General features: G+C 73.8%; 21 protein-coding genes. 8 read left to right on the forward strand and 13 right to left on the reverse strand.

Translation table 11 applies throughout. The features are described 5' to 3' along the window. Nucleotides 1-17: 17 nt before the first annotated feature. From FS793_RS02765 to FS793_RS02800, 8 genes are read right to left on the reverse strand one after another with little or no spacing between them, the layout of a single operon-like run. Nucleotides 18-1,241, reverse strand: coding sequence for an acyl-CoA dehydrogenase family protein (locus FS793_RS02765; protein ID WP_144718278.1), 1,224 nt, complete (start codon nt 1,239-1,241; stop codon nt 18-20). Beyond that, complete coding sequence (locus FS793_RS02770) at nt 1,238-2,122, reverse strand: HpcH/HpaI aldolase/citrate lyase family protein (protein WP_144718280.1); 885 nt, start codon at nt 2,120-2,122, stop codon at nt 1,238-1,240. Before FS793_RS02770 ends, FS793_RS02765 begins: the two co-directional genes overlap by 4 nt. Next, complete coding sequence (locus tag FS793_RS02775; RefSeq protein ID WP_144718282.1) at nt 2,119-2,619, reverse strand: MaoC family dehydratase; 501 nt, start codon at nt 2,617-2,619, stop codon at nt 2,119-2,121. The genes FS793_RS02770 and FS793_RS02775 overlap by 4 nt, the downstream gene beginning before the upstream one ends. Next, on the reverse strand, nt 2,616-4,616 hold the full coding sequence (locus FS793_RS02780; RefSeq protein WP_144718284.1) for an acetyl/propionyl/methylcrotonyl-CoA carboxylase subunit alpha: 2,001 nt from the start codon (nt 4,614-4,616) through the stop codon (nt 2,616-2,618). The genes FS793_RS02775 and FS793_RS02780 overlap by 4 nt, the downstream gene beginning before the upstream one ends. Further along, complete coding sequence (locus tag FS793_RS02785; RefSeq protein ID WP_222123684.1) at nt 4,616-6,223, reverse strand: carboxyl transferase domain-containing protein; 1,608 nt, start codon at nt 6,221-6,223, stop codon at nt 4,616-4,618. The genes FS793_RS02780 and FS793_RS02785 overlap by 1 nt, the downstream gene beginning before the upstream one ends. A gap of 31 nt (nt 6,224-6,254) precedes the next feature. Beyond that, nucleotides 6,255-7,571 carry a dihydrolipoamide acetyltransferase family protein gene (locus FS793_RS02790; RefSeq protein ID WP_144718286.1) on the reverse strand — a complete coding sequence of 439 codons (1,317 nt, stop codon included), beginning with the start codon at nt 7,569-7,571 and terminating at the stop codon, nt 6,255-6,257. Continuing rightward, nucleotides 7,568-8,611, reverse strand: a complete 1,044-nt coding sequence (locus tag FS793_RS02795; RefSeq protein WP_144718288.1) for an alpha-ketoacid dehydrogenase subunit beta — start codon at nt 8,609-8,611, stop codon at nt 7,568-7,570. The genes FS793_RS02790 and FS793_RS02795 overlap by 4 nt, the downstream gene beginning before the upstream one ends. Further along, the gene (locus FS793_RS02800; protein ID WP_144718290.1) at nt 8,608-9,765 is read right to left on the reverse strand and encodes a thiamine pyrophosphate-dependent dehydrogenase E1 component subunit alpha; all 1,158 of its coding nucleotides are present in this window, start codon (nt 9,763-9,765) and stop codon (nt 8,608-8,610) included. Before FS793_RS02800 ends, FS793_RS02795 begins: the two co-directional genes overlap by 4 nt. A 162-nt stretch (nt 9,766-9,927) precedes the next feature. Between FS793_RS02800 and FS793_RS02805 the strand changes: the two genes are divergently transcribed. The 8 genes from FS793_RS02805 (at nt 9,928) to FS793_RS02840 (ending at nt 17,685) form a co-directional block, all read left to right on the forward strand. Further along, entirely contained in the window at nt 9,928-10,398 is a 471-nt protein-coding gene (locus FS793_RS02805) for an Lrp/AsnC family transcriptional regulator (protein WP_144718292.1), read from the forward strand. Between the two features lie 32 nt (nt 10,399-10,430). Beyond that, nucleotides 10,431-11,894 carry a protein adenylyltransferase SelO gene (locus FS793_RS02810; protein ID WP_144718294.1) on the forward strand — a complete coding sequence of 488 codons (1,464 nt, stop codon included), beginning with the start codon at nt 10,431-10,433 and terminating at the stop codon, nt 11,892-11,894. Nucleotides 11,895-11,961: 67 nt separating this feature from the next. Then, the gene (locus FS793_RS02815) at nt 11,962-12,438 is read left to right on the forward strand and encodes a hypothetical protein (RefSeq protein ID WP_144718295.1); all 477 of its coding nucleotides are present in this window, start codon (nt 11,962-11,964) and stop codon (nt 12,436-12,438) included. Between the two features lie 79 nt (nt 12,439-12,517). Next, the gene (locus FS793_RS02820; RefSeq protein WP_144718297.1) at nt 12,518-13,195 is read left to right on the forward strand and encodes a GntR family transcriptional regulator; all 678 of its coding nucleotides are present in this window, start codon (nt 12,518-12,520) and stop codon (nt 13,193-13,195) included. Beyond that, complete coding sequence (locus tag FS793_RS02825) at nt 13,192-14,715, forward strand: MmgE/PrpD family protein (RefSeq protein WP_144718299.1); 1,524 nt, start codon at nt 13,192-13,194, stop codon at nt 14,713-14,715. The genes FS793_RS02820 and FS793_RS02825 overlap by 4 nt, the downstream gene beginning before the upstream one ends. Then, nucleotides 14,715-15,635, forward strand: a complete 921-nt coding sequence (gene prpB / locus FS793_RS02830; protein WP_144718301.1) for a methylisocitrate lyase — start codon at nt 14,715-14,717, stop codon at nt 15,633-15,635. The genes FS793_RS02825 and prpB overlap by 1 nt, the downstream gene beginning before the upstream one ends. 26 nt (nt 15,636-15,661) lie before the next feature. After that, nucleotides 15,662-16,786 (forward strand): bifunctional 2-methylcitrate synthase/citrate synthase, encoded by a 1,125-nt coding sequence (locus FS793_RS02835; RefSeq protein ID WP_144718303.1) that lies wholly within the window; start codon nt 15,662-15,664, stop codon nt 16,784-16,786. Between the two features lie 50 nt (nt 16,787-16,836). Continuing rightward, nucleotides 16,837-17,685 carry a VOC family protein gene (locus tag FS793_RS02840; RefSeq protein WP_260979989.1) on the forward strand — a complete coding sequence of 283 codons (849 nt, stop codon included), beginning with the start codon at nt 16,837-16,839 and terminating at the stop codon, nt 17,683-17,685. A gap of 18 nt (nt 17,686-17,703) precedes the next feature. On the opposite strand, the gene FS793_RS02845 is transcribed toward FS793_RS02840, so the two are convergent. Genes FS793_RS02845 through FS793_RS02865 form a run of 5 tightly spaced genes read right to left on the reverse strand, consistent with a single transcriptional unit; the run spans nt 17,704 to nt 24,188 of the window. After that, nucleotides 17,704-18,498 carry an HpcH/HpaI aldolase/citrate lyase family protein gene (locus FS793_RS02845; protein WP_144718304.1) on the reverse strand — a complete coding sequence of 265 codons (795 nt, stop codon included), beginning with the start codon at nt 18,496-18,498 and terminating at the stop codon, nt 17,704-17,706. Next, nucleotides 18,495-19,682 carry a CaiB/BaiF CoA transferase family protein gene (locus FS793_RS02850; RefSeq protein WP_144718306.1) on the reverse strand — a complete coding sequence of 396 codons (1,188 nt, stop codon included), beginning with the start codon at nt 19,680-19,682 and terminating at the stop codon, nt 18,495-18,497. The genes FS793_RS02845 and FS793_RS02850 overlap by 4 nt, the downstream gene beginning before the upstream one ends. Then, nucleotides 19,679-21,697, reverse strand: a complete 2,019-nt coding sequence (locus FS793_RS02855; RefSeq protein WP_260979990.1) for an SUMF1/EgtB/PvdO family nonheme iron enzyme — start codon at nt 21,695-21,697, stop codon at nt 19,679-19,681. Before FS793_RS02855 ends, FS793_RS02850 begins: the two co-directional genes overlap by 4 nt. Beyond that, complete coding sequence (locus tag FS793_RS02860) at nt 21,694-23,040, reverse strand: ADP-ribosylglycohydrolase family protein (RefSeq protein ID WP_144718308.1); 1,347 nt, start codon at nt 23,038-23,040, stop codon at nt 21,694-21,696. The genes FS793_RS02855 and FS793_RS02860 overlap by 4 nt, the downstream gene beginning before the upstream one ends. After that, complete coding sequence (locus FS793_RS02865; RefSeq protein WP_144718310.1) at nt 23,040-24,188, reverse strand: ADP-ribosylglycohydrolase family protein; 1,149 nt, start codon at nt 24,186-24,188, stop codon at nt 23,040-23,042. Before FS793_RS02865 ends, FS793_RS02860 begins: the two co-directional genes overlap by 1 nt. Between the last annotated feature and the right edge of the window lie 53 nt (nt 24,189-24,241).

The raw sequence follows: 24,241 nt of genomic DNA on the forward strand, positions 1-24,241 counted from the left end.
CGCGGACCGACGACCCGCTATCCGAAGGACTTGTCGAACCCGAGCTGCTTCGCGATGATCGCGAGCTGCACCTCGGTCGATCCCTCGCCGAGCGTGAGGATGCGCGCATCGCGGTAGTGGCGGGCGACGACGTTCTCGTTCATGAAGCCGTAGCCGCCCCAGATCTGCGTCGCGTCGGCGGCGTTGGCCATCGCGGCCTCCGAGCCGATGAGCTTCGCGAGCGACGCCTCCTTCGTGAACGGGATGCCCGCGTCGATGCGGCGTGCGGCGTCGTGCATGACGGCGCGGGCGGCGGCGACGCGCGACTGCATGCGCGCGATCGTGAATGCGATGTGCTGGTTGTCGCCGATCGCGCGACCGAACACGACGCGCTCCTTCGCGCGGGCGATCGCCTGCTCGAGGCATCCCTGCGCCGCGCCGACGCACAGCGCCGCGAAGGCGACGCGACCCTCGTCGAGGATCGACAGGAAGTTCGCGAAGCCGCGACCGCGCTCGCCCAGCAGGTTCGCCTCGGGCACCTTGACGCCGTCGAAGACGAGGGGATGGGTGTCCGAGGTGTGCCAGCCGACCTTGTCGTAGGCGGGCAGCGCCGTGAAGCCCTCGATCGGCACGGGCACGATGATCGTCGACAGCTCGGGGCCGCGCGTGCCGTCGCGCTTCTCGACCTCGCCGGTCACGGCCGTGACCGTGACGACGTTCGTGATCGGGGTGCCCGAGTTCGTGATGAACTGCTTCGTCCCGTCGATCGTCCACCAGCCGTCGGCGAGCGTCGCCGTCGTCTTCGTGGCTCCCGCATCCGACCCGGCGCCGGCCTCGGTGAGCCCGAACGCCGCGAGTCCCTCGCCGCGCGCGAGGCTCGGCAGGTAGGTACGGCGCTGCTCCTCGGTGCCGAAGCGGTAGATCGGCATCGCGCCGAGGCCGAGGCCCGCCTCGAGCGTCACGGCGATCGACTGATCGACGCGCGCCAGCTGCTCCACGGCGACGCACAGGTGCATGTACGACTTGCCCTGACCGCCGTACTCGGTCGGCAGCGGCAGGCCGAACAGGCCCATGCGTCCCATCTGGCGGATGATCTCGACCGGCAGACGGCGCTGCGTGTCGTACTCGTAGCTCGCGGGCGCGACGACGTCGTCGGCGAACGCGCGCACCTCGGCGGCGAGGCGCTGCAGCTCGGGGTCGAGCAGCTCGGTGCCGTCGACGGGCAGCTCGCTCGACGTCACGTGGTGGTCGATGGCGGTCATGATGCCTCCTCGTGCGCTCGTGGCGCGTCGGTGCCCTCGGCGGGCGGCTCGGGAACCTGCGTGGTCGGCAGGGGGCTGTATGCGGCGCGGGCGCGCACGCTGCGCGCGTGGCGCAGGATGGGCTCGTCGACCATGCGTCCCTCGAACGAGAAGACGCCGGGATGCTCGGCGGCAGCCGCGAGCACGCGCTCGGCCCACGCGGCCTCGTCGGGCGCGGGCGCGAACGCCTCGCGGATGGGTGCGACGTGCGCGGGGTGGATGGCCGCCTTGGCGAAGAACCCCGACGCCGAGGCGTCCACGGCCTCGACGCGGCAGCCGTCGACGTCGGCGATGTCGGTGCGGATCGCGTCGATGGCGCGCTTGCCGTTCGCGGCGGCAGCGAGCAGCACGTGGCTGCGCGCGTGGCGAGCGACGTCGCGGTAGGCGCCGGTCTCGTCGCGGCTCGACGTGCCGCCGATCGAGGCGACGAGGTCCTCCGCGCCCCACATGAGCGCGACGACGTTGGGATGGGCCGCGATGTCGACGGCGTGCACGACGCCCGCCGCCGTCTCGCAGAGCGCGACGACCGCGAAGCCGTCGAACGCGTCGAGCTGCCTCGGCGACTCGGCCTTCGCGAGCATGATCGTGGTGACGCCAGCGCGGCGGGCGGCGTCGAGGTCGGCCTCGAGCGTGCCTTCGCCGATGGCGTTGACGCGCACGATCGTGCGGGCGGCGTCGACCGTCGCGGTCGCGATCGCCTCGCGCGCCGCATCCTTCGCATCGGGTCCGACGGCGTCCTCGAGGTCGAGGATCACGGCGTCGGCGCGCTCGGCCGCCTTCGCGAAGCGGTCGGGGCGATCGCCGGGGCAGAAGAGCAGGGCGGGACCCATCTCGAAGATCATGCGTCGCTCCCGGCGTCGGACTCCTCGGCCGGCCGCCCCTGCATGAGCACGGAGCGCGTCGCGATGGCGACGACCTCGCCGCGCTGGTTGCGGCCCGTGTGCTCGAGGGTCACGATGCCCTGGCCGGGCCGCGACGACGACGGGCGTGCGTCGACGATGCGCGTCTCGGCGTAGAGCGTGTCGCCGTGGCGCACGGGAGCGGGGAAGCGCACCTCGCCGAAGCCGAGGTTCGCCACGATCGTGCCCTGCGTGAGCTGCGCGACCGAGAGGCCCACGAGCGTCGCCAGCGTGTGCATCGAGTTCACGAGGCGCTCGCCGAACTCCGTCGACTCCGCCCACGCGGCGTCGAGATGCAGCGACTGCGTGTTCATCGTGAGGGTGGTGAACAGCACGTTGTCGGCCTCGGTCATCGTGCGGCCGGGGCGGTGCTCGTAGATGGTGCCGGGCTCGAGCTCCTCGAACCACAGGCCTCGCTGTCGGATGCGGCGTTCGGTCATGCCGGGACCTCCGTCGGTGTGCGCGTCTCGACGGCGGCGACCTCCTGGCCGCGCCGCACCGTCTCCCCCACGATGACGTGGATGCGGGCGGCACCCGCGGAGGGCGCGCGCAGCACGTGCTCCATCTTCATCGCCTCGACGCTCACGAGCGCCTGGCCCTCGGCGACCTCGTCGCCCTCGGCGACATGCACGGCGACGACGGTGCCGGGCATGGGCGAGGCGAGCGTCGGCGAGGCGGCGGCGCCGGCCCGAGCGCGGACGACGGGCCGCGAGCGCTCGACGAGCCAGTCGCCGTCGAGCAGTGCGAGCCAGACGTCGCCGTCAGCCGTCACGTGCGTCGCCCCAGGACGGTCGAGCTCCTGGATCGCGGTCGTGCTGCCGTCGGCGCGCTCGACGCGCATCGCGATGGGCAGCTGCGGCGCCCGACCGCCGATGAAGCCGAACGACGTGGGGCGCCGGTCGCCGCCAGGCAGCAGCGTGACCGTCGCGACGCCATCGCCGTCCGAGACGCGCACGGAGGCGCCGACGGCGCCGCGCAGTCGCCAACCGTCGCGTCCCCATGCTCGCGCGCCGCGCGGCGCCGCATCGAGCAGCACGAGGGCTGCCTGCGCGAGCACCTCGCTCGGCATGCGACGCGCGGCGAGCCGCTGGGCCTCGCGGTCGATGAGCCCCGTGTCCAGCTCGCCGGCGGCCACGGCCGGCTCGGCGAGGAGCGTGCGCAGGAAGGGCACGTTCGTCGTGACGCCGAGCACGTGGGTCGTGGCGAGCGCCGCGTCGAGGCGCTCGATCGCCTCGGCCCGCGTGCGAGCGTGCGCGATGACCTTCGCGAGCATCGGATCGTAGCTCGACGAGACCTCGGAGCCGGTCTCGATGCCCGCATCCACCCGCACGCCGGGGCCCTGCGGCCACCTGGCCAGCAGCACCTCGCCGCCCGTCGGCAGGAAGCCGGCCGCCGGATCCTCCGCGTACACGCGCGCCTCGATCGCGTGGCCGTCGAGCCGCACGTCCTCCTGGCGGATGCCGAGCTGCTCGCCGGCGGCGACGCGCAGCTGCTGCTCGACGAGGTCGATGCCGGTGACGGCCTCCGTGACCGGGTGCTCGACCTGCAGGCGCGTGTTCATCTCCATGAAGAACGGCTCGTCGGGCTGGTCTCCCGAGACGATGAACTCGACCGTGCCGGCACCGACGTAGCCGACCGAGCGCGCGGTCTCGCGTGCGGCCTCGCCGATCGCGGCGCGCTGCGCCGGCGTGAGCAGCGGGCTCGGCGCCTCCTCGATGACCTTCTGGTGGCGGCGCTGCAGCGAGCACTCGCGCTCGCCGAGGTGGATGACGTGGCCGTGCTGGTCGGCGAGCACCTGCACCTCGACGTGCCGCGGGTTCGCGACGAACCGCTCGACGAAGAGCGTGTCGTCGCCGAACGCCGCCGCAGCCTCGCGACGCGCCTGCGCGAGCGCGGCGGGCAGGTCGGCGGGGTCGTCGACGCGATGCATGCCCTTGCCGCCGCCGCCTGCCGACGGCTTCACGAGCACGGGGTAGCCCACGCGCTCGGCTCCTGCGACGAGCGCGGCGTCGTCGAGGCCCGGCTCGGCGATGCCAGGCACGGTGGCGACGCCACGCGCCTCGACGGCCGCGCGGGCGCGGATCTTGTCGCCCATGGTGTCGATCGCCTCGGGCGTCGGGCCGATGAAGACGATGCCGGCGTCGGCGCATGCGCGCGCGAACGCCGCCGACTCGGCGAGGAAGCCGTAGCCGGGATGGATGGCGTCGGCGCCCGTCTCGCGCGCGGCCGCGATGACGCGGTCGATCGCGAGGTACGACTGGCGCGCGTCGGCCGGGCCGAGGCGCACCGACTCCCCCGCCGCGCGCACGTGCGGCGCGTCGGCATCCGCATCCGAGTGCACGGCGACGGAGGCGATGCCGAGGCGGTCGAGCGTGCGCACGATGCGCACGGCGATCTCGCCACGGTTGGCGATGAGGACCTTCTGCAGCACTGCCATCACATCCTGAACACGCCGTAGCGCACGTCGGGCATCGGCGCCTGGCCGACGACGTCGAGGGCGAGGCCGAGCACGCGGCGCGTGTCGGCGGGGTCGATGACGCCGTCGTCCCAGAGCCGGGCCGTCGAGTAGTAGGGCGAGCCCTGCCGCTCGTACTGCTCGCGGATGGGCGCCTCGAACGCCTGCTGCTCGTCGGCGGACCAGGTCTCGCCGCGCGCCTCGACGTTCGTGCGCTGCACGGTCGAGAGCACGGATGCGGCCTGCGGGCCGCCCATGACCGACACGCGCGCGTTGGGCCAGAGCCACAGGAACCGCGGCGAGTACGCACGACCGCACATCGAGTACGTGCCGGCGCCGAACGATCCGCCGACGACGACCGTGAGCTTCGGCACGCGCGCGCACGCGACGGCCGTCACCATCTTCGCGCCGTGCTTCGCGATGCCACCGCGCTCGTACTCGCTGCCGACCATGAAGCCCGCGATGTTCTGCAGGAAGACGAGCGGGATGCCGCGCTGGTCGCAGAGCTCGATGAAGTGCGCGCCCTTCTGGGCGGACTCCGAGAACAGCACGCCGTCGTTCGCGACGATGCCGACCGGATGCCCCCAGATGCGCGCGAAGCCGGTCACGAGCGTCGTGCCGAAGCCTGCCTTGAACTCGTGGAACGCGGAGTCGTCGACGATGCGGGCGATGATCTCGCGCACGTCGTACGGCGTCTGCAGGTCGGCGGGCACGGCGGCGCCGAGCGTCGCGGGGTCGACGGCCGGCGCGGCCGCCTCGAGCACCTCCCACGGCGGCGCGGGGCTCGCGGGCAGCGTCGCGACGATGTCGCGCACGATGCGCAGGGCGTGCTCGTCGTCGTCGGCGAGGTGGTCGGCGACGCCCGAGACCGTCGTGTGCAGCTCGCCGCCGCCGAGGTCCTCCGCGCTCACGACCTCGCCCGTCGCGGCCTGCACGAGCGGCGGACCGCCGAGGAAGATCGTGCCCTGCTCGCGCACGATGACCGTCTCGTCGCTCATCGCGGGCACGTAGGCGCCGCCCGCGGTCGACGAGCCCATGACGCAGGCGATCTGCGCGATCCCGTCGGCGCTCATGCGCGACTGGTTGTAGAAGATTCGCCCGAAGTGCTCCTTGTCGGGGAACACCTCGTCCTGCATCGGCAGGAACGCGCCACCCGAGTCGACGAGGTAGATGCACGGCAGCCGGTTCTCGGCGGCGATCTCCTGCGCGCGCAGGTGCTTCTTCACCGTCATCGGCAGGTACGTGCCGCCCTTCACGGTCGCGTCGTTCGCGACGACCATGACATGGCGGCCCGACACGAGGCCGATGCCGGCGACGACGCCGGCGGCGGGCGCCTCGTCGTCGTACATGCCCGTCGCGGCGAGCGGTGCCACCTCGAGGAAGGGGCTGCCGACGTCGAGCAGTCGCTCGACGCGGTCGCGCGGCAGCAGCTTGCCGCGTGCGACGTGCCGCTCGCGCGAGCGCTCGGGACCGCCGAGCGCCGCGCGCTCGAGGCGCGCGCGCAGGTCCTCGACGAGCGCGTCCATCGCCTCGGCGCGCGCCGCGGCCTCGGGCGATGCTGCGTCGACGGTCGTCGTCAGCCGATCCACGGATCTCCTTCGGTTCGTCGGGGGCGGTGCATCAGCGCCGCGCGAGCGCCAGGCCGGGGTGCTCGAGCAGGGCACCGACGTCGGCGATGAACGCGCTCGCCTCCTTGCCGTCGAGCACGCGGTGGTCGAACGACACCGTGATCTGCATGACGTCGCGCAGCGCGATCTCGCCGCGGTGCTCCCACGGGGTACGCCGCACGGTGCCGAGCGCGAGGATGACCGACTCGCCCGGGTTGAGGATGGGCACGCCACCGTCGACGCCGAAGACGCCGACGTTCGACACCGTCATGGTCGACGAGGTGAGCTCGGCGGGGCTCAGCCGACCCTCGCGGGCCTTCTCGGCCTGCTCGCGGATGCGGCCGGCGAGCTCGGTGGCGTCGAGCAGGTCGGCGTCGTCGACGCTCGCGACCACGAGGCCGCGGTCGGTCGCGACGGCGATGCCGAGGTTGACCGCGCCATGCACCTCGATCTCGTTCGCGTCGGCATGGAAGGTGCTGTTCACCTCGGGCGTGCGCACGGCGGCGAGCAGGATCGCGCGGCATGCCATCGACAGGAACGTCGGGGCGTCGCCGCCGCGGGCGCGTGCCTTGAGGTCGTCGACGAGCTGCCTCGTCTCGGTGACGTCGACCTGCAGGAAGACCGCGGCATGCGGCGCCGTGAAGGCCGAGTCGGTCATGGCCTTGGCCGTGTGCTTGCGCAGACCCGTGACGCGCTCGCGTCGGGACGCGCGCGCGGGTGCGGATGCCGGGGCTGCGGCGGGGCTCGAGAGCCGGTCGAGGTCGGCGCGCGTGACGATGCCGTCCTCCCCCGTCGGCTCGATGCTCGACAGGTCGATGCCGCGCTGTCGCGCGAGGGCGCGCACGGGCGGGAACGCGCGCGCCGGGCGGCGTTCGTCGCGCACGAACGGCGTGGGCTCGAAGGTGCGGCGGCGGCGCGTCGCACGCGCGCCGGAGCCGACCTTGACCGAGCCGACGAGCACGCTCACGCGCTCCTGGGCGGGCTTCGCGGTGGCGTCGGCCGCCGGGCGATCCTCGACGGGCAGCGCCGGTGCGGGCTGCTCGTCGGGCTCGGCCGCCTCGGCCGCCGGTGCGGGCGCATCCGCGGGCTCCGCTCCCTCGACGTCGTACTCGATGAGCGGTGCGCCGACCGCGATCGTCTCGCCCTCCGCGGCGTGCAGCGCGCGCACGACCCCGGCGTACGGGCTCGGCAGGTCGACCACGGCCTTCGCCGTCTCGACCTCCGCGAGGATCTGGTTCAGCTCGACCGTGTCGCCCTCGGCGACCAGCCAGCGCACGATCTCGGACTCCGTGAGCCCCTCGCCCAGGTCGGGCAGCTTGAAGGTGGTCATCGCGTGCCTCCCTGCATCGCCATGGAGCCCGTGGCCGACCGCGAGTGGCGACGACCGAGGGCGCGGTCGACGGCGTCGAGGATGCGGTCCACGCTCGGCAGGTACGACTCCTCGAACGCGCTCGGCGGGTACGGGGTGTCGTACGCGGTCACGCGCTCGGGCGCGGCCTGCAGCGACGCGAAGGCGCGCTCGACGACGCTCGCGACGAGCTCCGACGACACCGACGCCTCCTTGGGCGCCTCGTGCGCCACGACGAGCCGGCCGGTGCGCTCGACGCTCGCGACGACGGTGTCGACGTCGAGCGGCGAGATGGAGCGCAGGTCGATGACCTCGATCTCGATGCCCTCGTCGGCGGCGGCCTCGGCAGCCTGCAGCGCGGTCTGCACGACGGGGCCGTAGGTCGCGAGCGTCACGTCGCGGCCGGGCACGAGCACCGTCGCGGTGTCGAGGTCGCGCACGATCGTGCGGTCGACCTCGCCCTTCGACCAGTAGCGCGACTTCGGCTCGAAGAACAGCACGGGGTCGTCGCTCGCGATCGCGGCGCGGAGCGTCGAGTACGCCTCCTGCGGCGTCGCGGCCGTCACGACGCGCAGGCCCGCCGTGTGGGCGAAGTACGACTCGGGGCTCTCGGAGTGGTGCTCGACCGAGCCGATGTCGCCGCCGTACGGCACGCGGATGACGAGCGGCATCCGCACGCGGCCCTTCGTCCGGTAGTGCAGCTTCGCCACCTGCGCGACGATCTGGTCGAAGCCGGGGTAGATGAAGCCGTCGAACTGGATCTCGACGACGGGCCGGTAGCCGCGGTAGGCCATGCCGATCGCGGTGCCGATGATCGCCGACTCCGCGAGCGGCGAGTCGATCACGCGCTGCGGGCCGAACGTGGCCTGCAGGCCGTCGGTGACGCGGAAGACGCCCCCGAGCTGGCCGATGTCCTCGCCCATGAGGAAGACCTTGTCGTCGGCCTCGAGCGCGTCATGCAGCGCGGCGCCGATGGCCTTGCCGAGCTGCAGCGTCTGGATGTCCGTCTCGACCGCGGTCATGCGTGGTCACCGTGCCCGCCCGGCGCGGCCTCGATCGAAGCGACGAAGGCGTCGTGCTCGGCGAGCTGGCGCTCGAGTCGCTTCGTGGGCGTCGTGTAGACGTTCGAGAAGAGCGTGCGGTGGTCGGGCACCGACACGGCGGTCACGGCCGCGCGCAGCTCCTTCGCGACGGCGTCGCAGCGGATCTTCGCCTCCTCGCGGATGCGGGCGATCGGCGCACCCGTCTGCTCGAGGTGCCTCTCGAGGCGCACGATCGGGTCCTTCTCGCGCCACGACGCCACCTCGTCCTCCGAGCGGTAGCGCTTGGGGTCGTCGGTCGACGTGTGCGGACCCATGCGGTAGGTCATGGCCTCGATGAACGTGGGGCCGCCGCCCGAGCGGGCGCGCTCGACGGCGATGCGCGTCGCGGCCAGCACCGCGAGCACGTCGTTGCCGTCGACGCGCAGCGCGGGGATGCCGAAGCCGGTCGGGCGCAGCGCGAGCGGGAAGCCCGACTGCACGGCGACGGGCTCGGAGATCGCGTACTGGTTGTTCTGGCAGACGAAGATCACGGGCGCCTGGAACGCGCTCGCGAACACCATCGCCTCGTTGACGTCGCCCTCGCTCGTGGCACCGTCGCCGAAGTAGGCGACGGCGACGTCGTCGGAGCCGTCCATCCGGGCGCCCATCGCGTAGCCCGTCGCGTGCAGGGACTGGGCGCCGATGATGATCTGCGGTGTCGCGAGGTGGTGCTCCATGGGATCCCAGCCCGACTGCTGCACGCCCTTCCAGACGCGCATCGCCTCGCCCTGGTCGACGCCGCGCAGGTAGGCGAGGCCGTGCTCCCGGTACGAGCCGAAGACGAAGTCGGTGTCGCGCAGCGCCCGGCCCGAGCCGATCTGCGCAGCCTCCTGCCCCTGGGCGGGCGGCCACAGCAGCAGCTCTCCCTGTCGCGTGAGCGCGAACGCCTCGGCGTCGATGCGCCGCAGGATCGACAGGTCGACGTAGAGGTCGGTGAGCGCGTGCTCGTCGACGTCGCCGAGATGCGGGTCGAGCAGCTCGTTCGCGTGGCGCGACCCGTCGGGGTGCAGCACGCTCAGCGGCTCGTCGAGGCCGGCAGCGAGCGCCGGGTTCGGCGCGGGTACGGTCAGCGGCCTGTTCTCGATCAACGACACGGTGGACCTCCTCGTCCGGCGCGCCTCGTGGGCGCTGTCGCGGACCTGGGTGCGGGTCCGCGTCCAGCCACGCTAGCGAGGCGGAGCAGATCGAGCAACGCCGACGCGCGGGATTGCGCAGAATGCTTCGCGCATCCATCTGCGGCGCATAGGATGCTGCGCATGCGCACCGTCGACGACACCGATCGGAAGATCCTGCTCGCCATGACCGAGCATCCCCGTTCGACGATCGTCGCGATCGCCGAGCGGCTCGGCCTGGCCCGGAACACCGTGCAGGCGCGCGTGCAGGCGCTCGAGGCGTCCGACGCGCTGCAGGGCTTCGACCGGAGGCTGCACGCCGAGGCCCTCGGCTATCCGCTCACGGTGTTCATGGCGACGCATGTCGACCAGCCGAAGATCGACCACGTCGTCGCGCAGCTGCGCGAGATCCCCGAGGTCGTGCAGGCGCACGGCATCGCCGGGCAGGCCGACGTGCTCGTGCGCTGCGTCTGCAAGGACGCCGAGGACCTCTACCGCGTCAACAAGCTCGTGCTGCAGTGCGACGGCGTCGAGCGCACCGAGACGTGGCTGTCGATGGGCGAGCTCATCCCCTTCCGCCTCGCGCCCGTGCTCGAGCGCGACCTCGGGGCCTGACCGCGTCGGTCGGCGCGCGTACGCTCGTGCGCATGGGGACCGCCACGCAGCCGACCATCGCCCTCGAGGGCGGCTTCGCCGGTGCCGTGCCGGAGCTGGCGATCCCCTGGCAGGCGGCCGAGCCCCCCGCTCCGCGTCTGCTCGTGCTGAACGCGGCGCTCGCCGAGGAGGTCGGCATCGACCCGTCCTGGCTACGCGGCCCGGAGGGCGTCGGCCTGCTCACGGGCACCCGGCTGCCCGACGGCGCCACGCCCGTCGCGCAGGTGTACGCCGGGCACCAGTTCGGCTCCTACTCCCCTCGCCTCGGCGACGGCCGCGCCCTGCTGCTCGGCGAGCTGCGCGCTCCCGACGGTCGGCTGCTCGACCTCCACCTCAAGGGCTCGGGGCGCACGCCCACGGCGCGAGCCGGCGACGGGTTCGCGGCCGCCGGCCCCATGCTGCGCGAGCACCTCGTGAGCGAGGCGATGCACGCGCTCGGCATCCCCACGACGCGCTCGCTCGCGGTCGTGGCGACGGGCGGGGCCGTGCGTCGCGAGACGACGCTGCCCGGCGCCGTGCTCGCGCGCATCGCGAGCAGCCACCTGCGCGTCGGCAGCATCCAGTACGCGAGCGCCACGGGCGACCGCGCCCTGCTGCGTCGCGTCGTCGACCACGCGATCGACCGCCATCACCCCGACCTGGTCGGCACCGACGCCCCGGCGCTGGGGCTGCTGCAGCGCGTGGTCGCCGCGCAGGCCGCGCTCGTGGCGCACTGGATGCTCGTGGGCTTCGTCCACGGCGTGATGAACACCGACAACATGACGCTCTCGGGCGAGACCATCGACTACGGCCCGTGCGCCTTCCTGGATGCGTTCGACACGAGCACGGTCTACAGCTCGATCGACACCGGCGGTCGCTACGCGTACGGCAACCAGCCGGGCATCGCCGCCTGGAACCTCGCACGGCTCGCCGAGGCGCTGCTGCCCGTGCTCGACGACGACCCCCACCGCGCGCTCGAGCTGGCCCAGGCGGCGCTCGACGACTTCGCGCCGCAGCACGCGAGCGCCTGGAGGACCGGCATGCTCGCGAAGCTCGGCGTGCGGCAGGACCTCGACGATCCCGACGCCGCCGCGCTGGTCGGCGACCTCATGGGGATGCTGCAGGAGACGCGCGCCGACCACACCTCGTGCTTCCGCGCGCTCACCGACGCCGCGCTGGGCGACGACCAGCGCCTGCGTGCGCTGCTGGGCGCATCGCCGGGCTTCGACGACTGGGCGCGGCGCTGGACGGCGCTGGGCCCCGACGGGTCGGCGATGGCCGCGGTCAATCCCGTCGTCATCCCTCGCAACCATCTCGTGGAGGAGGCCCTCGCCGCCGCCACCGAGGGCGACCTCGCACCGTTCGAGCGGCTGCTCGACGCGGTGACGACGCCCTACGTCGAGCGACCCGGGTTCGAGCGGTACGCCGCGCCGGCCCCCGAGGCGTTCGGCGCCTATCGGACCTTCTGCGGCACCTGATCAGGCCGTCCGCCCTGCGGACGCCCAGCGGTTCGCACCTAGCGTGGTGTCGACCGAGGAGGTCCCCATGGGGTGGCAGGAGGCAGGGCGCGTGCGTCGCCCGCAGCGCGGCGGTGCGCATCCCGGCTGGGCGTGGGGAATCGTGCTCGTCCCGGCAGGTGCGGGCCTCGTGGCCGGCGGGATCGCGCTGGCGCGAGCGCTCGAGGGCGGAGCGGGCACGGCGATCGGCGTCGCGCTCGCCGCGTGGGGCGCGACGCTCGTCATGCCCTTCGTCGTGATCGGCTGGTACGCGGCGCAGGCTGCGTGGAAGGCGCCGCGCGAGCGCGCGGGCACCGCGTTCGCGGTGCCGTCGCACGAGCTGCGCCGCATCGGGTTCCGGATCCGGTGGAGTCCGGCCGCTCGCAGCCTCGTGTTCGGCGCCGCCGGGTACGACGGACCGGGTCTGCGGATGCTCGTCGCCGGCCGCGTCGTGCACGTGCTCGGCATCGTGATCCTCGTCGTCGCGGGGCTCGGCGCTGCGCTCGGGAACCTCGGTCCGCGCTGACCCGCTGCATGCAGTCCCGGCGATTCTCGCCGCGATCCTGCCTTGCGCGCCCACGAATGGATACACTCGGGGCGTGGGCATGGATGCGAGCACGCGGCGACGAGCCGGCGAGCACGCCATCGAGCGCCTGCGCGACGACATCCAGTCGGGCGCCCTGCCGCCCGGCTCGGTGCTCGGCGAGGTCGAGCAGGCGACGCGCCTCGGCGTGAGCAGGACGCCGCTGCGCGAGGCGCTCGACCGGCTCGAGGCCGAGGGCCTCGTCGTGCGGCGCAGCCCTCGCGTCACGGTCGTCGCCGACGTCTCCCTCGACCAGATCCGCGACCTGTTCGCCGTCCGCCGCGCGCTCGAGGAGAGCGCCGCCAGGCTGGCAGCGGCGCGCGCCGACGGCGATCGGGCGGCCTTCGCGCCGCTCGCCGACGCGTTCGCGCAGGCGGACGCGACGGAGGACGTCGGCTCGTACTACGCGCGCGTCGCCGAGCTCGACGCAGCCATCGAGCGCGCCGTCGCCAACGACTTCCTCGCCCGCGCGCTGCAACCCGTGCGCGCGCATCTCGGCCGCGTGCGCCGACTCGCGAGCGACCGTCCCGAGCGCCTGCGCGACTCCGCCGCCGAGCACGCGCTCATCGCCCGCGCCATCGCAGCCGGCGACGGCGACCTCGCCGCCCACGCCACCCACGTGCACCTGCACCGCGCCCTCGCGAGCGTCGAGCAGGCGCTGACGACGACCACGACCGCACCCACCGAGAGGACGGCATGACCGAGCTCCACCACCTCCGTGCCCACCGCAGCGCCGAGCACCTGCCCCGCGAGCAGCAGCTCGCGTGGCGCATCGCCGAGGTCGCCGCCGACCCCGTCGCCGTCGACGCCGACGTCACCGAGATGATCGTCAACCGCGTGCTCGACAACGCCTCGGTCGCGATCGCGAGCCTCACCCGCGCACCCGTGACGGCGGCGCGCGAGCAGGCGCAGCGGCACCCCGCAGTGCCCGACAGGACGGGCCCGGGGGCGACCGTCTTCGGCATCGACGACCGCGTGAGCCCCGAGTGGGCGGCGTGGGCGAACGGCGTCGCCGTGCGCGAGCTCGACTTCCACGACACGTTCCTCGCCGCCGACTACTCGCACCCCGGGGACAACATCCCGCCGATCCTCGCCGTCGCGCAGCACACCGGTGCCGATGGCGCGGCGCTCGTGCGCGGCATCGCGACGGGCTACGAGATCCAGGTCGACCTCGTGCGCGCCATCTGCCTGCACGAGCACAAGATCGACCACGTCGCGCACCTCGGCCCCTCGGCCGCCGCCGGCATCGGCACGCTGCTCGGGCTCGACCGCGAGACGATCTTCCAGGCCGTCGGCCAGGCGCTGCACACGACGACCGCGACGCGGCAGTCGCGCAAGGGCGAGATCTCGACGTGGAAAGCGCACGCGCCGGCCTTCGCAGGCAAGATGGCGATCGAGGCCGTCGATCGCGCCATGCGCGGCCAGACGAGCCCCACGCCCATCTACGAGGGCGAGGACGGGTTCATCGCGTGGCTGCTCGGCGGCTGGGACGCGCGCTACGAGGTGCCGCTCCCCGTGGCGGGCGAGCCGAAGCGCGCGATCCTCGACACGTACACGAAGGAGCACTCGGCCGAGTACCAGGCGCAGGCGTGGATCGACCTCGCCCGCCGCCTCGGCACCGAGCGCCCCGAGCTGCGCGACCCGGCGAACGTCGCGTCGATCGTGCTGCACACGTCGCACCACACGCACTACGTCATCGGCTCCGGCGCGAACGACCCGCAGAAGTACGACCCGACGGCGTCGCGCGAGACGCTCGACCACTCGATCCCGTACATCGTCACGGTCGCCCTGCAGGACGGCGGATGGCACCACGTCGACTCGTACGCGCCCGAGCGCGCCGGCCGGCCAGACACCGTCGCGCTGTGGCAGAAGGTCACGACGGTCGAGGACCCCGTGTGGACCGCGCGCTACCACGATCCCGACCCCGACGTGAAGGCGTTCGGCGGCCGCATCGAGATCACGCTGACGAACGGCGACCGCATCGTCGACGAGATCGCCGTCGCCGACGCGCACCCCGCCGGCGCACGCCCGTTCGCCAGGGCGCAGTACCTCGAGAAGCTCCACACGCTCGCCGACGGCGTCATCGACGCCGCCGAGCTCGCACGCTTCGTCGACCTCGCCGAGCGTCTGCCCGAGCTCACCAGCGACGAGGTGCGCCAGCTGACCGTCGTCGCGCCGAGCGGACGCATCGTGCCGGCGACCACGAGCGGGCTGTTCTAGTGCTCTCCTCCCCCATCGACGCCCGCGCGAAGCGGCAGGCGTTCCGGCACGGGCTCGCCTCGGGGCGCATCCAACGCTTCCCCGGCGCGTTCACGCCGCTGTCGACGGCGCTCATCGGGGCCAAGGGCTTCGAGGGCGTCTACCTCTCGGGCGCCGTCATGGCCGCCGAGCTCGGCCTGCCCGACATCGGCCTCACGACGCTCACCGAGGTCGCGCAGCGCGCCCACCAGGTCGCACGCCAGACGTCGCTGCCCGTGCTCGTCGACGCCGACACGGGCTTCGGCGAGCCGATGAACGTCGCCCGCACGATCCACGAGCTCGAGGATGCGGGCGTCGCCGGCCTGCACATCGAGGACCAGGTGAACCCCAAGCGCTGCGGCCACCTCGACGGCAAGGAGGTCGTGTCGCTCGCCACCGCGACGCAGCGCATCGCCGCAGCCGTCGCCGCGCGCCGCGATCCGGGCCTCGTGATCATGGCGCGCACCGACGTGCGCGGCGTCGAGGGACTGGATGCCGCGGTCGACCGCGCGAAGGCGCTGCAGGACGCGGGCGCCGACGCGATCTTCCCCGAGGCGATGGCGTCGCTCGACGAGTTCGCCGCCGTCCGCGCCGCCGTCGAGGTGCCGATCCTCGCGAACATGACCGAGTTCGGCAAGAGCCCGCTGTGGACGGCGCAGCAGCTCGAGGACGTCGGCGTGAGCATGGTGATCCATCCGGTGTCGCTGCTGCGCGTCGCCTTCGGCGCCATCGAGCGCGCGCTCGACGCGCTCGTCGACGAGGGATCCCTGGCGAGCCAGGTGCCGAGCATGCAGACTCGGGCCAGGCTCTACGAGCTCAACGACTACGAGGCGTACGCGTCGTTCGACGCAGGCGTGTTCGACTTCGAGGTGCCGGGCGATCCCGCGCGCACCCACGACTGAGCAGCACCGACGCGAAGGAGCGCAGCATGACCGATCAGGACATCAAGAAGGGCCTCGCGGGCGTCGTCGTCGACACGACGGCGATCTCGAAGGTCAACCCCGACACGAACAGCCTGCTGTACCGCGGGTATCCCGTGCAGGAGCTCGCCGACACGCAGTCGTTCGAGGCCGTCGCGCACCTGCTGTGGCACGGCGAGCTGCCGACGGATGGCGAGCTCGACGCGCTCATGCAGCAGGAGCGCGGCGACCGCGCGCTCGACCCGCTGACCCGCGAGCTCATCGACCGCTCCCCCGACACGGCGCATCCCATGGACGTGCTGCGCACGGCCGTCTCGGCGACGGGTGCCGACGACCCGGCCGCGAACGACGCATCGCCCGCCTCGGATCTCGACAAGTCCGTGCGGCTGCTCGCCCGCATCCCCGCGATGGTCGCGTACGACCAGCGCCGCCGACGCGGGCAGGACCTCGTCGCGCCGCGCGACGACCTCGACTTCTCGGCGAACTTCCTGTGGATGACGTTCGGCGAGGAGCCCGAGCCCGTCGTCGTCGATGCCTTCCGGCGATCGATGGTGCTGTACGCGGAGCACTCGTTCAACGCCTCGACGTTCACGGCGCGCGTCATCACGTCGACGACCTCCGACCTGTACTCCGCCGTCGTCGGCGCCATCGGCGCGCTGAAGGGCGCGCTGCACGGCGGCGCCAACGAGGCCGTCATGCACCTGTTCGACGAGATCGGCGACGCGTCGAAGGTGTCGGGCTGGCTGGATGCAGCGCTCGCCGAGAAGCGCAAGATCATGGGCTTCGGGCACCGCGTCTACAAGCACGGCGACTCGCGCGTGCCCACCATGCGGGCGGCGCTCGACCAGCTCGTCGAGCACTACGGGGCGCAGGACATGCTCGCGCTCTACGAGGAGCTCGAGCGCGAGTTCGTGGAGCGCAAGGGCATCCACCCGAACCTCGACTACCCCTCGGGTCCCGCATACCGCCTCATGGGCTTCGACACCCCCACGTTCACGCCGCTCTTCGTCGCATCCCGCATCACGGGATGGACGGCGCACGTCATGGAGCAGGCGGCCTCGAACGCGCTCATCCGCCCGCTCTCGGCGTACGACGGGCCCGACGAGCGGCACGTGCCGGGCACGGACGCGTAGGCCGCGACGGTCGGCGGAATGCCGAGGAGGGCACCGTGGTTCCTTCGAATGTGAACGATCTGCTGCCCGACGCGACCCACATGGGTCCCGTGACCCTCCGCACCGCCGACCTCGCGCGCCTCGAGCACTGGTACCAGGCCGGTCCCGGCCTCGTGCAGGTGGCCGAGTCGCCCGGCGTCGTCGAGCTCGGCGTCGACGGCCGCACGCTCGTGCGCCTCGAGGCCGCCCCCGACCTGCGCGGCCCGAACCCGCAGGACGCGGGCCTCTTCCACACGGCGGTGCTCTACCCCGACCACACGTCGCTCGCCGCAGCCGTCGTGCGCATGACGCAGATCCCCGGCATGGTCTTCGCCGGGGTGGGCGACCACCACGTGTCGCAGGCGTTCTACTTCGTCGACCCCGACGGCAACGGCGTCGAGCTGTACGTCGACCGCCCGCGCGAGTCGTGGCAGTGGCAGGGCGACCGCGTGCACATGACGACCGAGGGCTTCGACCCGAGCGCCTTCGTCGCCGAGCACCTCGGCTCGGGCGATGCCACCGGCACGCCCGCGGGGGCGGTCGTCGGGCACGTGCACCTGCAGGTGGGCGACGTGCCGACCGCGCGGCAGTTCTACGTGGATGCGCTGGGCTTCGCCGAGACCGCGGCCTACGGCTCGCAGGCCGTGTTCGTGAGCGCGGGCGGCTACCACCACCACATGGCGATGAACACGTGGAACTCGGCGGGCGCGGGGCGACGCGCGAACACCCTCGGGCTCGGGCTCGTCGACATCGTCGTGCCGGGTGCCGACGGCCTCGGCGCGGCACGCGAGCGCCTCGCGGCCCGCGGCGTGCAGACGGCCGACGACGGTCGCACGCTGTCGTTCGACGACCCGTGGGGCAACCGCATCCGCCTGCGCTAGCCTCGCGCGGCGCTCGGGCTACGAGCGCTCGAGACGGGCGAGCGTCGCCCGGGCTCGGCGAGCCATGGCCTCGTCGACCATCTGCCCGTCGGCGAGCGTCGCGACGCCGCCGCTCGCGAGCGCCGCGAGCGTCTCGCGCGCCCACGCCACCTCGGCGTCGCTCGGCGCGAATGCGCGGCGGATGCGGTCGACCTGCGACGGATGGATCGCGGTGCGGCCGCCGAAGCCCAGCGCGGCGCCCGCGCGGCAGTCGGCCTCGAGCCCGTCGAGGTCGCGCACCGCAGGGTACGCGGCCATGAGCGGCGCGGGCAGGCCGGCGGCGCGAGCCGCGACGACGAGCAGGATGCGCGCGTGCTGCAGCATCGCTGGGCTCGTGGCACCGAGATCGGCGCGCAGGTCGGCCTCGCCGATCGCGAGCGAGGCGACGGCGGGGTGGCGTGCGATCTCGTCGAGCGCCGTGAGTCCCGCGGCGTCCTCGACGAGCGCATGGATCGGCCGATCGACGCGGTCCGGGTGCGCGAGCCGGTCCACGACCGCGTCGACGTCGGCCGCACCGCGCACCTTCGGCAGCCGCACGGCCACGTCGTGCGCCGCGAGCATGGCGAGGTCGTCGCCCGAGCCGGCGGTCACGCGCACCTGCAGCCCGGCGCCGCCGTGCTCGGCCAGCCACGCGTCGACCGCCGTGCGCGAGGCATCCTTCGCGTCGGCCGCGACGGCGTCCTCGAGATCGAGGATCACGACGTCGGCCCCGGTCGCGACGGCCTTCGCGAAGCGGTCGGGCCGGTCGCCGGGCACGTAGAGCGCGACGGTCATGCGATGCCCCGCTCCCGCAGCGCGGCGAGCTGCTCGGGCGTCACGCCGACCTCGGCGAGCACCGCGGCGGTGTCGGCGCCGTGCTGCCTCCCGGTGTGCCGCACCGAGCCGGGCGTCGCCGACAGCCGGAAGAGCACGTTCTGCATGCGCATGCGCCCGAGCTCGTCGTCGTCGATCTCGAGGATCGTGCCGAGCGCGTCGTACTGGGGGTTCGCCATGACGCCGGCGACGTCGTCGACCACGCCGATGGCGGCCTCGACGCGCGCGAACGCCTCGGCGACGTCGGCGAGGTCGCGCTCGGCGATCCATCCACCCACGGCGGCGTCGAGCTCCTCGACGTGCGCCGCGCGCTCCCTGCCCGTCGCGAACCACGGCTCGGCGACCACGTCGGGTCGGCCGACGAGCGTCATGACGCGCTCGGCGATCGACTGCGACGACGTCGACACCGCGACCCAGCGGTCGTCGCGCGTGCGGTAGACGTTGCGCGGCGCGTTGTTCACCGAGCGGTTGCCGGTGCGCGGCTGCAGGTAGCCGAGCTGGTCGTACGCCGTGATGCCGCCGCCGAGCAGCATGAGGATGGGCTCGATGATCGCCATGTCGACCACCTGCCCCTCGCCCGTGCGCTCCGCGTGCCGCAGGGCGATGCTGCAGGCGTAGGCGGTCGCGAGGGCCGTGATGCCGTCGGCGAGGCCGAACGGCGGCAGGATCGGCGGGCCGTCGGGGTCGCCCGTGAGCGCGGCGAAGCCGCTCATCGCCTCGGCGATCGACCCGAAGCCGGGCTGTCGCGCGAGCGGGCCCGTCTGCCCGAACGCCGTGACGCGCGCGATGACGAGCCGCGGGTTCGCAGCGAGCAGCCGCTCGGGACCGATGCCCCAACGCTCGAGCGTGCCGGGGCGGAAGTTCTCGATGAGCACGTCGGCGTCGGTCGCGAGGTCGACGAGCAGGTCGCCGCCGTCGTCGCTCGACAGGTCGATCGTCGCTGCGCGCTTGTTGCGGCCCAGCGTCTTCCACCACAGGTTCACGCCGTCCTTCGCCTGCCCGTGGCCGCGTGCGGCGTCGGGGCGGCGCGGGTGCTCGATCTTCGTGACGTCGGCGCCGAAGTCGCCGAGGAACGTCGCGGCGAGCGGGCCGGCGAAGAGCGTCGACGCGTCGATGACGCGCACGCCGTCGAGCGGTCCGGTCATCGGTCGCCCTCCTGCTCGTCGTCGAGGTCATGCTGCTCGTCGAGATCCCAGGCGAGCCGGAGGCCGATCGCGTCGGAGCGGTCGAGCCCCGTGCGCAGCCACGACAGCACTCGCTCGCGCGGCTGGGGCCCGCCGTCGGCGTACCAGTCGGACCCCTCCACGACGACGCCGCTGCCGCCGACGAGCAGTACGCGCCGCGTCACGCCGTCGGTGCGCTCGGTCTCGGTCCACTCCCATGGGCTCGGCGCCGGCCGCGTGAACGCGTCGGCGGCCGCCGCCTCGCGCCACTCGGCATCCGTCGGCAGCCGCGCGCCGTGGTCGCGCGCGAAGGCCCGGGCCTCGTCGAGGTCGATGCGCGTCGCTGCGACGTCGGGCTCGCTCGGTGCGGGCTCCCCGCGCCAGGCCGCGACGTCGCCGGCCGTCACGGGATGCGCCGCGACGGCGACGGCGCCGAGCACGACGGTGCGCTCGAGCCGCTGCACGTCGTGCAGGCGAGGAGGCAGGGGCTTCCACTCCTCGACGTACGGCGCCTCGCCCTCGAGCCCGGTCTCGCGGCGTCGCCACTCGATCGTCTGCGTGCGCGTGCCAGGGCGGAGGCGGACGGCGTCGGCCGGCGCGACGCCCGTCGAGCGCGCATGCGGCACGAGCGCCGCCTCGCGCGCAGGGAACGTCGCGTCGTCGTCGTGCGGATCGGCGGCGGCAGCCGCGACGAGCGGCGCGAGCCACGCGGGCTCCTCGCCGTGCACCACCACGATGCCGGCGATGCCGTGCGCGGGGATGCGCACGGTCGCGCCCTCGACGCGCGCGCCGGCCGTCACGTCCCACGCGTCGCCGTCCGCGAGCGACGGCGCGAGGTACGCGCCCTCCCGGTCCACGTCGGCGCGGTTGACGAGCGTCACGAGCGTCGTGTCGCCGAGCCGGAACGTCGAGCCGTACACGCCGTCTGCCGCAGCCGCGGCGGTCGCGCCGGCGAGCGGCGTCCACTCCCCCGACTCCAGCAGGTCGTGGGCCGCGCGCTGCACGCGCGCCATGCGGCGCAGCGTCGAGCGGTCGCGAGCGTTCCAGCCCACCCAGACGCCGAACACCGCATCCCACACGAGCACGCCGACGCCGTTCATCCAGCTCGACTGCAGCTCCTCGGCATGGTGCCGGTTCCAGCGGCGCACGGAGTGCAGCATGTGCCGGCGCTCCACGAGGCGGGCACGCATGACGCCGGGCGCCTGCGAGTCGGCGAACCACTGCGCCCACGAGACGACGTGGTCGCGCAGCCGCTCGCTCGGGGCACGCGACTCGCCCTCGAGCGCGAGCGGGCGGCCGCCGCCCTCGCCGCCCATCCATCGCAGGAACTCCTCGTCGGCGTGCTTGAGGGTGTCGAGGAAGACCCCGTCGACGCCGAGCGCGTCGGCGGTGCGGCGCAGCGCCTCGCCGTCGGACAACGGGCGTCCGTCGGCGTCGGTCTCGCGTCGCGTGCCCGTGTCCCACGGGTTGTAGTCGACGAACACGCGCACGCCGCGCGCCTGCAGGTCGGCGACGAGCTCGTCGATGCCGGGCACGTCGCGGTACCAGTCGAACTGGTTGCGGTCGTCGATGCCGATGCACGGGTAGGCGTGCCACAGCACGAGGCCGTCGAGCCCGCCGACGTCGTCGTACGCGGCGAGCAGGCGGTCGGGCGTGAAGCGGCGCGCCTGCCAGTCGTACAGGCGCTCGTCCCACAGCCAGATTTGCGCGGCGGTGCGGCAGCGCGAGGCCCACGGCACGGCGTCGTACGCCGCGTCGGCGTGGCCGAGGCGCGCCCGGGCGTCGGCGGCGAGCGCTCGGATGGCGTCGCGCCACGCGGCCCAGTCCGCCGGGTCGTCGGGTGCGGCGAGGATCTTCGCCACGTCGAACGTCGCCGCGTCGACGACGCCGTCGGCCGGCACGACCGTCGCGCGGTCGATCGGTCTGGGCACGAGCGGGTCCAGCGTGTTCGTCGCCGCCTCGTCGGGGTCGTGCGTCATCGGGTCGTGCAGCGTCATGCGGGCACCTGCGCGAGCGCGAGCGTGCGATCGGCGAGCTCGTCGAAGGCGATGCCGTCGAAGCCCGCGAGCGTCGTGCGGTAGATGCCGCGGATGGGCTCGGCGAGGTGCGCGGGGATCGCCGCGGTCCCCTGCGCACCCACGAGGCCGCCGACGGTGGCGCCGACCGAGTCGGTGTCCCAGCCGGCTGCGACGGCGAGGCCCACCGCGTGGCCGAGGTCGTCGGCACCGCGGATCGCCGCGAGCGCGATGACGGCGGCGTTGTGCAGCACGTGCACCCAGTGCAGCTCGCCGTACCGCTCGTGCAGCACGTCGATCGCGGCCTCGTCGTCGAGGTCGGATGCGGCGAGGTCGCGGCCGAGGCGCACGGCGTCGGCGAGGCGCGAGCGCGCGGGCACGCACGCGAGCCCCACCTCGATGGCCTCGGCGGGCGTCGCACCCGCGACGGCCGCGGCGGCGGCGCCCGCCATGCAGGCGGCACCGTGCACGCCCGCGCGGCGATGCGTGAGCCGCGCATCCGCCACGGCGAGGCGCGCGGCGGTCGCGGCGTCGCCGGGATGCGCCCACCCGTACGCGTCGGCGCGGATGAGGGCGCCGATCCAGTCGACGAACGGGTTCGCGACCTCGGCGGCGACGTCGGGCTCCTCGCCGGCGAGCAGGTTGCGCAGCGCGATCCGCTCGGCGGTGAAGATGCGGCCGGCGGGCAGCTGCTCGAGCCAGAGGCGCGCGATGTCGTCGGTCGTGAGCGCGTCGCCGTGCCGCTCCTGCGCGACGAGCGCCAGCACGGCGAAGTTCAGGTCGTCGTCCTCGGGCATGCCGTCGATGACGCCGTCGAGGCTCGTCGGGCGCGAGCGGCGGTTCCACGGCCACGCGGCCGCGACGTCGTCTGGCAGGCCCGCCTCGGTGAAGTACCCGCGCACGGGCCAGCGCCCCGTGGCCTCGGCGATGGCGCGGATGCCGGCGCGAGGGATCTTCTCGACGGGCTTGCCGACGAGGCATCCGATGGCGCGGCCGAGCCACGCGCCGCGCAGCCGGTCGTCGAGGCCCGGCGCGACCGGCAGGGCCGTCGGCACGAGCGCCATCGCCTCCCACGCGTCGGGCTCGGCGTCGAGCAGCGCCTGCGGTCGGGGCCGAGCGCACGCCTGGGTCGTCACGCGCGTCGCGACCGCGCGCAGGGCATCCGATCCGCGCTCGGGCGTCGCTCCGGAGGCCGGCGCCTCGAGCGCGCCGCCCGCCGCGACGAGCTCGGCCTCGAGGTCGACGACGTCGACGCCGTCGAGGCGTGCGGCCGCCAGCGCGTGCGCGGCGAGATCCTCGGGCTGCGTCCAGGTGAGCCGCAGCATCAGACGGCGATCCCGAGCCGCTCCGCCACGGTGCGACGGGCGGCGAGCCGCGCCTCGTCGGCGACGAGCACCTCGCGGGCCACCTCGGCCATGACGGCGCCGGGCGCGCGCAGGTCGAGGCGCGACGCCTCGCCCACCGCGTCGATCCACTCGGCGGGCACGGTCTCCTCGCCACCGAGCGCGCCCGCGACCGAGCCCGCCATGACGGCGATCGAGTCGGAGTCGCGACCGTAGTTCACGGCGCCGAGCACGGCCTCGCGGTAGTCGCCGCCGCACGCCACGAGCATGCCGAAGGCGATCGGCAGCTCCTCGATGGCCTTCGTGCGGCTCGGCAGCCGCGCATCCATCGCCGGCTGCCGGTACGTGTCGCCCACGGTGTCGAACGGGCGCACGGCGTCGCGCAGCACCGCGAGCCCACCGTCGCGCCAGCCGTCGAGCCGCGAGGCCGCGTCGACGACCGCCTCGATCGCGGCGCGCGTGCCGTCCTTCGCGAGGGCGAGGGACGCGTCGACGACGTCGGCGACCGTCGCACCCGGCACCGTCGCCGCGGCGACGGCCGCGGCGAACACGCCGGCGGCCTCCCTGCCGTAGCTCGACTGGTGCGCACCGGCGACGTCGACCGCCTCCGCGTACGCCCCCGCCGGGTCGCCCGCGTTCACGAGGCCGATCGGGGCGACGTACATCGTCGCGCCGCAGTTCACGACGTTGCCGACGCCCGCCTCGCGCGGATCCACGTGCCCGTAGTGCAGGCGAGCGACGAGCCACTTCTCCGCCAGGAACACCCGCTGCAGCGGCAGCGCCTCGGCCTCGAGCTCGGGGATCCACCGCACCTCGCCGATCATGCGCGGCACGAGGTGCTCGGCGACGTCGTGCGCCGTGAGGTGCCTGCGCACCTCGGCGTAGACGTCGACGAGCAGGCTCGTCATGAGGGTGTCGTCGGTGACGTGCCCGTCGCCCTTGTGGTACGGGGCGATGGGCCTGGCGGTGCGCCAGTCGGCGTGGAACGGGGGCACGATGCCCTCGATCGTCCCGTCGTAGCGCTCCTGGATGACCTCGGGGGTGTTGCCCTCGGCGGCTCCGCCGAGGGCGTCGCCCACCGCCGAGCCTGCGAGCGCGCCCGTCGCGGCGTCCTCGATCGATCGTGCCACTGCGTCCTGCTCCTGTCGTGTCGTGCGTGTGCTGGCCGTGCCCGTGCTCGCCG

It is taken from the genome of Agrococcus jejuensis, assembly GCF_007679035.1.
Taxonomy (GTDB): Bacteria; Actinomycetota; Actinomycetes; order Actinomycetales; family Microbacteriaceae; genus Agrococcus; species Agrococcus jejuensis_A.